Annotated in this window: 10 protein-coding genes and 3 tRNA genes; 9 read left to right on the forward strand and 4 right to left on the reverse strand. The window is 73.8% G+C overall.

What is annotated here, in order from left to right:
- The first annotated feature begins 49 nt into the window (after nucleotides 1–49).
- The 3 genes from AB7J25_RS28380 (at nucleotide 50) to AB7J25_RS28390 (ending at nucleotide 326) form a co-directional block, all read left to right on the forward strand.
- Nucleotides 50–122 (forward strand) — tRNA-Glu (locus AB7J25_RS28380).
- 22 nt (nucleotides 123–144) lie between these two features.
- Nucleotides 145–218, forward strand: a tRNA-Asp gene (locus AB7J25_RS28385).
- Between the two features lie 31 nt (nucleotides 219–249).
- Nucleotides 250–326, forward strand: a tRNA-Phe gene (locus AB7J25_RS28390).
- Nucleotides 327–396: 70 nt separating this feature from the next.
- On the opposite strand, the gene AB7J25_RS28395 is transcribed toward AB7J25_RS28390, so the two are convergent.
- Nucleotides 397–927: a GNAT family N-acetyltransferase gene (locus AB7J25_RS28395; RefSeq protein WP_428514043.1), complete on the reverse strand. Its 531-nt coding sequence runs from the start codon at nucleotides 925–927 to the stop codon at nucleotides 397–399.
- A 95-nt stretch (nucleotides 928–1,022) separates the two neighbouring features.
- Here AB7J25_RS28395 and AB7J25_RS28400 point away from each other — a divergent pair, with 95 nt between their 5' ends.
- The gene (locus AB7J25_RS28400) at nucleotides 1,023–1,481 is read left to right on the forward strand and encodes a MarR family transcriptional regulator (protein WP_428514045.1); all 459 of its coding nucleotides are present in this window, start codon (nucleotides 1,023–1,025) and stop codon (nucleotides 1,479–1,481) included.
- Nucleotides 1,482–1,490: 9 nt separating this feature from the next.
- Here the strand turns inward: AB7J25_RS28400 and AB7J25_RS28405 are convergent, their stop codons facing one another.
- Both AB7J25_RS28405 and AB7J25_RS28410 read right to left on the reverse strand, forming a co-directional pair.
- Nucleotides 1,491–2,324, reverse strand: a complete 834-nt coding sequence (locus AB7J25_RS28405; RefSeq protein ID WP_428514047.1) for a hypothetical protein — start codon at nucleotides 2,322–2,324, stop codon at nucleotides 1,491–1,493.
- Nucleotides 2,321–2,980: a DUF4386 domain-containing protein gene (locus tag AB7J25_RS28410; RefSeq protein WP_428514049.1), complete on the reverse strand. Its 660-nt coding sequence runs from the start codon at nucleotides 2,978–2,980 to the stop codon at nucleotides 2,321–2,323. Before AB7J25_RS28410 ends, AB7J25_RS28405 begins: the two co-directional genes overlap by 4 nt.
- 95 nt (nucleotides 2,981–3,075) lie before the next feature.
- Between AB7J25_RS28410 and AB7J25_RS28415 the strand changes: the two genes are divergently transcribed.
- Nucleotides 3,076–3,543, forward strand: coding sequence for a MarR family winged helix-turn-helix transcriptional regulator (locus AB7J25_RS28415; protein WP_428514051.1), 468 nt, complete (start codon nucleotides 3,076–3,078; stop codon nucleotides 3,541–3,543).
- 104 nt (nucleotides 3,544–3,647) lie between these two features.
- Here AB7J25_RS28415 and AB7J25_RS28420 read toward each other — a convergent pair whose 3' ends face one another.
- Complete coding sequence (locus AB7J25_RS28420) at nucleotides 3,648–4,586, reverse strand: NAD-dependent epimerase/dehydratase family protein (RefSeq protein WP_428514053.1); 939 nt, start codon at nucleotides 4,584–4,586, stop codon at nucleotides 3,648–3,650.
- Nucleotides 4,587–4,843: 257 nt separating this feature from the next.
- Here AB7J25_RS28420 and AB7J25_RS28425 point away from each other — a divergent pair, with 257 nt between their 5' ends.
- From AB7J25_RS28425 to AB7J25_RS28440, 4 genes are all read left to right on the forward strand, one after another.
- Nucleotides 4,844–5,347 carry a bifunctional DNA primase/polymerase gene (locus AB7J25_RS28425; protein WP_428514055.1) on the forward strand — a complete coding sequence of 168 codons (504 nt, stop codon included), beginning with the start codon at nucleotides 4,844–4,846 and terminating at the stop codon, nucleotides 5,345–5,347.
- A gap of 471 nt (nucleotides 5,348–5,818) precedes the next feature.
- A complete protein-coding gene (locus AB7J25_RS28430) occupies nucleotides 5,819–7,069 on the forward strand; it encodes a DUF445 domain-containing protein (protein ID WP_428514057.1) in 1,251 nt (416 codons plus the stop codon).
- A 103-nt stretch (nucleotides 7,070–7,172) separates the two neighbouring features.
- Nucleotides 7,173–7,613: a ubiquinol-cytochrome c reductase iron-sulfur subunit gene (locus AB7J25_RS28435; protein WP_428514059.1), complete on the forward strand. Its 441-nt coding sequence runs from the start codon at nucleotides 7,173–7,175 to the stop codon at nucleotides 7,611–7,613.
- Nucleotides 7,614–7,757: 144 nt separating this feature from the next.
- On the forward strand, nucleotides 7,758–9,856 hold a 2,099-nt coding region (locus AB7J25_RS28440), incomplete at its 3' end, for a protein kinase domain-containing protein (RefSeq protein ID WP_428514061.1).

Raw genomic sequence — 9,856 nt, forward strand, 5'->3', positions numbered from 1 at the left:
GGCTCCCAACGGCAAGCCGTTGCGGGCGGGGGCCGCGAGAGCGGTCCAAGCCCCCATCGTCTAGCGGCCTAGGACTCCGCCCTTTCAAGGCGGCAGCGCGGGTTCGAATCCCGTTGGGGGTACGGCAGTACGGCACGACAGTTTGGCCCAGTGGCGCAGTTGGTTAGCGCGTCGCCCTGTCACGGCGAAGGTCGCGGGTTCGAGTCCCGTCTGGGTCGCTCTTCGAGGAGCCGGTCATCGGCTCCTCACGGCCAGGTAGCTCAGTTGGTACGAGCGACCGCCTGAAAAGCGGTAGGTCGGCGGTTCGACCCCGCCCCTGGCCACCACAGTCACCGCCCGGCCACCTTCCTGGCCGGCGCGCCCGGGGCGGCGCGCCCGTGCGCCCGAGGCTGATCATCACGCCGAAGGCGGTCGGCGCGGCCCGGTCAGGTCGAGTCGGAGGGCGAGCGCGTGCAGCCGCGGCTCGACGGCCAGCCCGTAGTGCTCGTGGGAGTCGGTGTCGAGCCCCGGGTCGCGGCGGTAGCCCAGCCGCTCGTAGAGGTGGATCGCGCGCGTCATGAACGGTGTCGTGTGCAGGTGGACGCTGGTGGCGCCGCCCGCCCGGGCGCGCTCGGCGCAGGCCGCCATCAGCGCGGCCGCGATGCCCTCGCCCTCGCGGCCCGGCCGCACGGCGACGCCCCGGACATACGCGGCTCCGTCCGGCAGGCGCAGGCCCTGCGGGTGCGGGAACACCCGTGCCGTCCCGACGATCGTCCCGCCGTCGAGCGCGACGAGCGGGATCGCACCGCCCTGCACGACGTCGCTGGTCACGCCGGTGACGTCGGCGAGGTAGACCCGGAACAGCTGCGGGTCGACGGCTGCGCGGTAGTCGGCGTAGGCCGCGTGCAGCAGGCGCCGGATCTCGGCGAACTGCTCGGCGCTCGCCACCCGGACGCCCCACCCCCCGCTGTCGCGGCGCCCCGCCGTGGCAGAATCGACAGGTAACCTGCCCATACCTGGGAAGGTAGACAAGGGTCCTGTCCATGTCAACGCGGATTCCCACCCGCGACGGGGGCGAGCGCCTCGTCACCCTCGCCGTGCTCATGCGCGAGGCGTTCGTGGCGCTCAACGAGGTCGTGATGGGCCGGCTCGCCGAGCAGGGGCACTCCGCGGTGCGCTCGGCGCACAGCGCCGTCTTCCAGTACCTGGACGACACGGGGACGACGGTCAGCCTGCTCGCCGAGCGCGCCCGGATGACCAAGCAGGCCATGGCCGAACTCGTGCAGCACCTGGAGGCGCACGGCTACGTCCGTCGCGTCCCGGACCCGCGGGACCGGCGCGCGAAGCTCGTCCTGCCCACGGACCGCGGCCGGGAGGTGCTGGCGATCGCGCGCGGGCTCGTGCCCGAGCTGGAGGAACGCGTCGGTGGCATCGTCGGAGTGGAACGCCTGAGCGCGCTCAAGGCCGACCTGGACGCGATCCGCCGCGGCGTCGGCGGGTAGGGGTGCGCGTCAGCGGGGGACCGGCCCCGCGACGGCGCCCAACCGGCCGCGCGACGCCGCCACGAAGGCCGCCGCGAGCACCGCCACGCCCGCTGCGCCCAGCAGCCAGGCCGCGGGCGCGCTCACCAGCGCCACCAGGGAGCCGAGCACAGCCGCGAGGTAGCCCGCGATCCCCGCCCTGACCGGCGGCCAGGGCGACGGCTGGGGCGCAGCCAGCCGCGCGAGGATCGGCAGGATCGCGATCCCGTGCATCGCGGCGAAGTGGGTGAGCTTCAGGAACCCGCCGCGGGCATACGCGGTCTGGGGGTCGCCCGCGTTCACGAGCGTGACGCCGACAGCGATCATCACGGCACCCGCCGCGAGCGACCCGACCAGCGTGGCGAACCCGACGCGGATCGCCACGGCGGTCGGCCGGTCCAGGTCCGGCTGCGGACGCAGGGAGAGCACGAACAGCGTCGTGATGACGACGATCAGCACGCCTCCGCCCACGGCGAGCCCGCGGGCGACGGCGGCGTCGAACGTGGTCTCGAGGTTGAAGTGCGACGGCACGCCCCGCCACGCCTGTAGGTCGATGAGCACGACCTCGGCGACACTCACGACGGCCAGCACGCCCAGCAGGCCGGTGCGCAGGCGCTCGCGGATCGCCAGGTACGACGCCGCCCAGGCGACGCTCGCCAGCGTGATGCCGAAGGACAGCCCGAACGTGACGGGCTTGCGCCACGACACCGGGCCCTCCCATGGCCCGCTGGACAGGGCCTGGACGCCGAGATGGGCCACCCCGGACGCGACGAGTACCGCTGCCACGACGTAGCAGGCGCGCTCGACCGGGCGGGGCGTGCTCACGACGTGCGCACCGGGCGTCGGGCCCGCTCGCGGGGCAGCAGGGCGGCGGCGGCCAGGAGCCACGCCAGCCCGCCGAACCGCACGACCGGCAGCAGGGCGTAGAGGGTAGGGGTGAGCAGCGAGAACAGCGCGAGTATCGCGATCGCGGCGAGCCCGAGCCCGGCCCACGCGAGCGGCCGGGGCAGGAGGCCCAGCACCAGCGCCGGGACGGCGAGGCCCGCGAGCAGCAGGCCGAAGGGTGCGACGAACCCCGGCCCGCCTGCGGCGAACGACAGCGTCGTGAGCGCGCGGACCAGCGGGGCGTCTCCGAGCGGCGCGGCGGCCACGGCCGTCCAGGCGGCGAGGCCCGAGACGAGAAGGGTGGCCGCGGCGAGCAGGCCGCCCGCCAGGGCGATCGTCGGTCCCGGCACGGCGGCGCCGAGGCCGCGCATCCGCTGGTGGGCGACGGCGGTGAACACGGCGAGCGGGATCGCGGCGGCGACCACGGCCGCCGCGAGCAGCGTGGCCTCGGTCGCGTGGGTGGTCAGGTGTGCCGCGACGTCGGCCGCGCTCGACGTCGGCCGGGGCCCGCTGATGCCGAGGACGAGCCCGGCGAGCGTGAGTACGGCGTAGCCGATCGCGGGGGCGAGCAGGGGCGGGCCGGAGATCCTGGCCATGGCCGGCGCCTCCTCTCCGGGTCGTGGACTGAAATCGTGACAACTAGTAACGATCCATCTATCGATACGATCTGTCAACCGCTACTATTTTCCGCGTGACAGCCCTCCGCGAGCCGGGCGCCGCCTTCCTCCTCGCACAGCTCGGTGCGCACGCCGCGCGCCGCTTCGCCGACCGCGTCGCCGAGCTCGACCTCACGCCGCCGCAGGCCGGTCTGCTGCGCGCGGTCGCCGCGCGTCCGGGGCAGAGCCAGCAGGCACTCGCCGCGCACCTCGGTACGCCGCCGACCCGGTTGGTGGCGCTCGTGGACGGTCTCGAGGAGCGGGGCGCGGTGGAGCGCCGCCGCAACCCGGGGGACCGCAGGCTGTACGCGCTGTACCTCACGCCGGCAGGCGAGGAGCTGCTCGCCGCGGTCGGCCGGGTCGCCGCCGCCCACGAGGAGGCGATGCTCGCCGCCCTCGACGACGAGGAGCGCACGCAGCTGCGCACGCTGCTGGGCCGGCTCGTCACCGACCAGGGGCTCACGGCCGGGGTCCATCCCGGCTACCGCACGCTCCGCGGCTGACGCGGCGCACACGCGCTGATGAGACGCGCAACTCGGGCTGACGAGATGCGCAACTCGCCCCGACAGGATCCGCAACTCGGGCTGATGAGATGCGCAACTCGCGCCTACGAGATGCGCAACTCGCGGGGGTGCAGCGGGCCGAGCCACTCCGCCGTCAGCGCGAGCCCCTCGTCCACCCCGCGCGGGGCGAAGCCGAGCGCCCGGGCGCCACGGTCGTCGATCCGCACCGGGGGGAAGCCGCCGTAGACCTCCGAGCGGCGGGCGAAGGTCGACACGTCATGGCCGAGCGCCGAGCCCGGCGGCAGCGTCGCCACCTCGGCGCCGCCGACGAGCCCGGCGAAAGCGTGCAGCACCCGGCCGAACGGCGCCACCTCCCCGCACAGGACGTACCGGCGGCCCGGTTCGCCCGACTCGTAGGCCAGCAGGTGCCCGAGGGCGGCGTCCTCGGCGAGCACCCAGCCCACCGGGGCGTCGACGACGCGGTCGATCTCCCCGCGGGCGGCGGCGAGGAAGAGGCCGTTGTAGCTCATCGGGCCGCGCGGGCTGGGACCGTAGATGTTGGTCGGGTTGACGATGCAGGCACCGAGGCCGTCCCGGGCGGCGGCGAGCACGAGCGCCTCGGCTTCGGCCTTGCTCACCGAGTACGGGTCGGTGAGCGCAGGCGGGCCCTGCGGTTCCTCGGCGACGAGGCCGGTGGCGTCCATGACCGCGGCACTGCTGCTCGTGTAGACGAAGCGCGGCACGCCCGCGGCGATCGCCGCCTCCAGCACCCGGCGCGTGCCTTCGACGTTGCCGGCCCTGGTCTCGGCGAGCGAGTGCCCCACCGAGCCTGCGACGTGCAGTACCCCGTCGCAGCCCCGGGCGGCCTCGGTGAGGGCGGCGGTGTCGCCGAGATCGGCGACGGCGAGCTCCACGCCGTGGGGCAGCACCCCGGCCGCCCGGCCCGGGTCGCGCACCGCCGCGCGCACCGGACGGCCCCGCGCCACGAGCAGCGACACGAGCGCGCTGCCCAGGAAACCGGTCGCTCCGGTGACCATCAGCATGCGGGCATCGTGGCAGCCGCTGACCGACAGGAGTCACTCGACGACCGGTCGCAACCTCGAACGGAGTAGCCGCCGGTCCCGGGACCCCCGCCGGTCATCCGCCGTTCATCCCCCTGGTCCGGCGGCCGAACGGAGGCCACGTCCGCTCGTCTCGCGACCCCGGCACCTCGACGCTGCCCCCTGGAGACGGCGTGACGCACGACTCATCCTCAGTGTTGAGGTTCACGAGACGAACGCGGATCAGGAGGTCGGACGTCATGCAGTGGTGGGACGGCTACCGCGCGGTGTACGGCGCGGAGCTGCGTGCGGCCGCCCGCGAGTTCGGCGACCACGGCTGGCCCGCCACCGTCACGCCCGGCGGCCTGCTCCTCGTCACCGGGACGACGCTGGACGTCCTGGAGATGCCCGCCGAGGTCGGCAGGTACGTCTGCGCCCGGTTGCGCGCCGCGGGGCTCGTCGTCCCCGTCGCCGCCACGCCGATGGCCACCTGGTGGTTCCCCGTGATCGCCGGGTCGGCGCCGTCCGCCTCAGGGCGGGCGGACGTGGATGTGCACACCGGCGGCGAGGTCGTGCTCGCGCCGCCGTCCGAGCGACCCGATGGCTGGGTGCACTGGCGGGTCTCGCCCGCGCTCTGCGGCTGGGAGCTCCCCCCGGCCACCGTGATCCTTACCGCCGCGGCGGACGCGCCGCGGGTCGGCCTCGACGTCGCGCCGGGCGCCCAGCGGCCCGCTGCGGGCGTCGCGGTCGTGATGCGGTCCTAGCGGCCGCGAGCCGGCACCCGGTTCCACTCCCGATGCTGTGGGCGTCCGCACCGCGCCGGGAGACCCGAGGTGTACCGGCGTGGCGCCCGAGGCGGACGTCCCCGGGGTGCGGGAGTTCTCCGCACGACCCGGCTCCGCCTCGAGCGCGCCGCGCCAGGAGCCAGCCAGCCGGGGTCGGTGTGGACGGGATGTCCACCGGCCCCGGTCGGAGTCAACGTCCGGCCGAGCGGTCCTCCGGAGCCGTGGGGGCAGCACGACCCCGGAGGCCGCGCCCGGCGTCCGGGGACTCGAGTCCCCCGGTGCCGGGCCGCCGGCCGCGGCCACGCAGGCCACGGCCGGCACACCGATGGTCCGACGCGCAGGCACTATGGGTTCGTGCAGAGCCCGCAAGTCACCTCATCGGCCGAGTCAGAGCGCACTGACCCGGCCCCCCGGCGCCGGGAGATCGTCGTCGGCCTCGGCATCGGGTCGATGGATCCGCAGGCGCGGGCGCGCGATCTGCGGAGGATGAAGGCCCTGGCCACGGGCCTGCTGCTGCTCGCGACGGTGGTGTTCCTCGGCGCCCGCTGGTGGGAGAGCGTCGACGCCCCGACCTGGGTCTCGTACGTGCGTGCGGCCGCCGAGGCCGCCATGGTCGGCGCGCTCGCGGACTGGTTCGCCGTCACCGCGCTGTTCCGGCGGCCGCTCGGCCTGCCGATCCCGCACACGGCGATCATCCCCACGAAGAAGGACGTCATCGGCGACAGCCTCGGCGACTTCATCGGCGACAACTTCCTCGCCGAGCACGTCGTGCGGGACAAGCTGGACCGCGCCCGCATTCCCGCCCGCCTCGGCGAGTGGGTGGCCGAGCCCGCCAACGCCGAGCGCGTCACCGAGGAGCTCGCGAACGTCGCGCGCGGGGTGGTCACCGTGCTGCGCGACGACGCCGTGCAGAACCTCATCGAGCAGGTCCTGGTGCGCAAGGCGCTGGAGCAACCGGTCGGGCCGGTGATGGGCGTGATGCTGGAGGGGATCGTCAAGGACGGCACCCACCACCGCACCGTCGACCTGATCACCGACCGCGTCTACGAGTGGGTGGTGCGCAACCAGGCGCTGGTGCTGCGGATCGTCCACGACGCAGCGCCGGGCTGGACGCCCCGGTTCGTCGACGACATGGTCGCCGACCGGGTCTTCCTGGAGGTCCAGAACTTCGCGTGGGCGGTCAAGACCGACCCGCAGCACCCGATGCGGCTGGCCGTGGACCGCTTCCTCGGCGAGTTCGCGATCGACCTGCAGCGCGACCCGGCCACGATGGAGCGCGTCGACCGCATCAAGAACCAGTTCGTGGAGCACCCGGACGTGCAGAACGTCATCGGGCACGCCTGGGGCACCCTCAAGAAGATCGTGCTGGACGCCGCGGCGGACCCGTCGAGCGAGCTGCGCCGCCGCGTGCGGGACGGCCTGATCGGGTTCGGCCGCCGCCTCGGCGAGGACCCGGTGCTGCTCGCGAAGATCGACGGCTGGGTCGGCGACGCCGCGGGGTACGTGGTGCGCCACTACAACCGCGAGATCACCACGCTGATCACCGACACCGTCGCCCGCTGGGACGCCGAGGAGACCTCCCGCAAGATCGAGCTGCAGGTGGGGCGGGACCTGCAGTTCATCCGCATCAACGGCACCGTCGTCGGCGCGCTCGCGGGGCTGGCGATCTTCGCCGTGTCGCACGTGCTGTTCGGAGTGTGACCGGGGCGATCCGCCGTCCGCCGCCTCCGCGGTCGGGGGCACCCGCGCGGCCGTTCGGGCGGCTCGGGCACACTCGGCCCGGTCCCCACCCGGAGGTGACCTGATGCCCGACGACCCGATCCCGCCCGTGGCGCGCCGCGCCGTCCTCGCCGGCGCAGCCACGCTCGGGACCGCCGGGCTGCTCGCGGCCTGCGGCGGCGCGCCGGACGCCCCGCAGCGCCCGTCCGGGCTGAACCCGCCGCTGCCGTCCGGTGGCGCGGGTACGGCGATCGGGCCGGTCTCGGACGTGCCGGTCGGCGGAGGGAAGGTGTTCGCGGAGTACGAGATCGTGGTGACCCAGCCGACCGCCGGGGAGTTCCGCGGCTTCTCGACGGAGTGCACGCATGCGGGATGCCAGGTCAACGCCGTCGTGGACGGGCTGATCGACTGCCCGTGCCACGGCAGCCGTTTCCATCTGGACGGCTCCGTCGCGAACGGCCCGGCGGCTCGCCCGTTACGGGACCGTCCGGTCACCGTGACGGAGGACCGGATCACTCTCGCCTGAGCCCGAACGGGTCATATCGCTCGTCCGTTCCGGCATCGTTCTGAACTCGTAACGGGATCTCGGATGCCGTCGACTTCTCCCATGGGTCACTGTTGAGCCAGGTCGTCGGACGGACGCGACTACCGAATGAGGGAAACGACAACCATGCGGGAGTTCGGGCAGTACCGGATCGAGTCGTTGATCGGTTTCGGTGGCATGGGCGAGGTGCATCGCGCCTACGACACGCGCCGCGATCGTGAGGTGGCGCTCAAGCTACTGCCCACCGCGCTCAGCCGTGACCCCGAGTACCAGAAGCGGTTCCGCCGCGAGTCCTACACGGTGGCGCGGCTGCGCGAGCCGCACGTCATCCCGATCCACGACTACGGCGAGATCGACGACCAGCTCTTCATCGACATGCGCCTCGTCGACGGGCGCAGCCTCGGCGCGATGCTGTCCGAGGACGGTGCCCTGGATCCCGTGCGCTCCGTCGCGCTCGTCGTCCAGGTGGCGGACGCCCTCGACGCCGCCCACGCGGACGGGCTCGTGCACCGCGACATCAAGCCCTCCAACATCCTGGTCACCCCGAACGACTTCGTCTACGTCGTCGACTTCGGGATCGCGCACGTCACCGGGCACACGCACTCGGCGCTGACGATGTCGGGCGCGACGCTCGGGACGCTGGACTACATGGCCCCGGAGCGGTTCGAGAGCCGTCCGGTCGATCCGCGCACCGACGTCTACTCGCTGGCCTGCGTGCTCTACGAGTGCCTGACCGCACAGCGGCCGTTCGCAGGCAACGATCTTCCCGCCCTGATGTACGGCCACCTGTTCAGCGACCCTCCGAAGCCGAGCGCGGTGAACCCGCAGGTGCACCCGGCCTTCGACACCGTGGTCGCCAGGGGCATGGCGAAGAACATGGACGAGCGCTTCACCGGCGCCCGCCAGTTCGCCGACGCCGCCCGTGCCGCGCTGGCGACGGCCCAGTCGGCGGCGCACACGGGAGCCGTGCCCACCCCGGTCGTGACGCCGGCCGGCCCCGAAGCCGAGCGCACGGTCCTCCACGCGGGGGACGCCACCGTCCTCAACGCCGGGGAGGCCACCGTCCGCGACGCGCAGTACCCGGGCGACGCCCCGCAGGCGCACCCGGCGTTCGCCGCCCCGCCCTACGGCAACGGGCACGGCGGTGGCTACGGGGGCAGCGGCACCGGCTACGGCGGCGGGCAGGGCTACGGCGCGGGCGGCGGCCCGGGCGGACCCGCCGGCTCGGGCGGACCCCCCGGCTCGGGCGGACCCCCCGGCCCACCGGGCCACTACACCCAGGGCCTCGCCGTCGCCGATCCCCCGCCGCCGGGCGGCGGCCCGGCCGCGCCGCCCGCCACGTCCGGCGGTGGCGGCAGCCGCAAGCTGATCTACGGTCTGGCCGCCGTCGCGCTGGTGGCGGTGCTGGTCGCCGCGACGACGATCGTCCTGCTGCTGCGCGGGGACTCCCCGTCGACGTCCGGGCTCGGCCCGATCGCGGCACCGCCGGCGACGGTGAAGGCGGCCAACAGCATCGACAAGCCGACGGTGGCAGGCGATCCCATCCCGGTCGGCCCCACGCCGGGCTACATGGAGATCACCCCGAACGGCTCGCAGGGCTACATCGCGAACCGCGGCGCGGGCGTGCTCACGGTCTTCGACACCACCCGCAACCAGGTGCTCGGCACCATCCCGGTGCCGGACGGCTCACCGCAGTTCGTGGCCTTCACCCCGAACGGCGCCCGCGCCTACGTCAGCGTCACGAACGCGGACTTCACGGTGAACGAGGTCGTCGTCATCGACACGGCGACGTTCGAGATCCTGGACAAGATCCCCACCGGGAAGCGCCCGTTCGCGCTGGACATCACCCCGGACGGCCGGACCGTCTACGTGCCCAACCACGACTCGGGCTCCATCACGGTCATCGACACGGCGACCGACAAGGCCACCGCCGAGATCAAGGTCGCGCCGAACCCGCACTGGGTGGACGTCACCGAGGACGGCAAGTACGTCTGGGCGGCCAACCACGAGTCCAACGTCGTCTCGGTGATCGACACGGCGGACAACGCCGTGCTCGCGACGGTCCCGGTCGGCGCCTCGCCGCACAGCATCGTGAAGCTGCCCGGCAAGGACACCGTGATCGTCTGCAACTACGACGGCAACTCGCTCTCGGTGATCGACACGACGACGAACAAGGTCACGAGGACGATCAGCACGGGCAACCACCCGCAGGACATCTCGCTGTC

Source organism: Pseudonocardia sp. (genome assembly GCF_050246655.1).
GTDB lineage: Bacteria > Actinomycetota > Actinomycetes > Mycobacteriales > Pseudonocardiaceae > Pseudonocardia.

What these genes read in the sequence shown, in the direction of transcription:
- AB7J25_RS28430 (WP_428514057.1), top strand. Translation starts at nt 5,819, where the DNA reads ATGGATCCGCAGGCGCGGGCGCGCGATCTGCGGAGGATGAAGGCCCTG.
- AB7J25_RS28425 (WP_428514055.1), top strand. Translation starts at nt 4,844, where the DNA reads ATGCAGTGGTGGGACGGCTACCGCGCGGTGTACGGCGCGGAGCTGCGT.
- AB7J25_RS28410 (WP_428514049.1), bottom strand. Translation starts at nt 2,980, where the DNA reads ATGGCCAGGATCTCCGGCCCGCCCCTGCTCGCCCCCGCGATCGGCTAC.
- AB7J25_RS28435 (WP_428514059.1), top strand. Translation starts at nt 7,173, where the DNA reads ATGCCCGACGACCCGATCCCGCCCGTGGCGCGCCGCGCCGTCCTCGCC.
- AB7J25_RS28400 (WP_428514045.1), top strand. Translation starts at nt 1,023, where the DNA reads ATGTCAACGCGGATTCCCACCCGCGACGGGGGCGAGCGCCTCGTCACC.
- AB7J25_RS28420 (WP_428514053.1), bottom strand. Translation starts at nt 4,586, where the DNA reads ATGCTGATGGTCACCGGAGCGACCGGTTTCCTGGGCAGCGCGCTCGTG.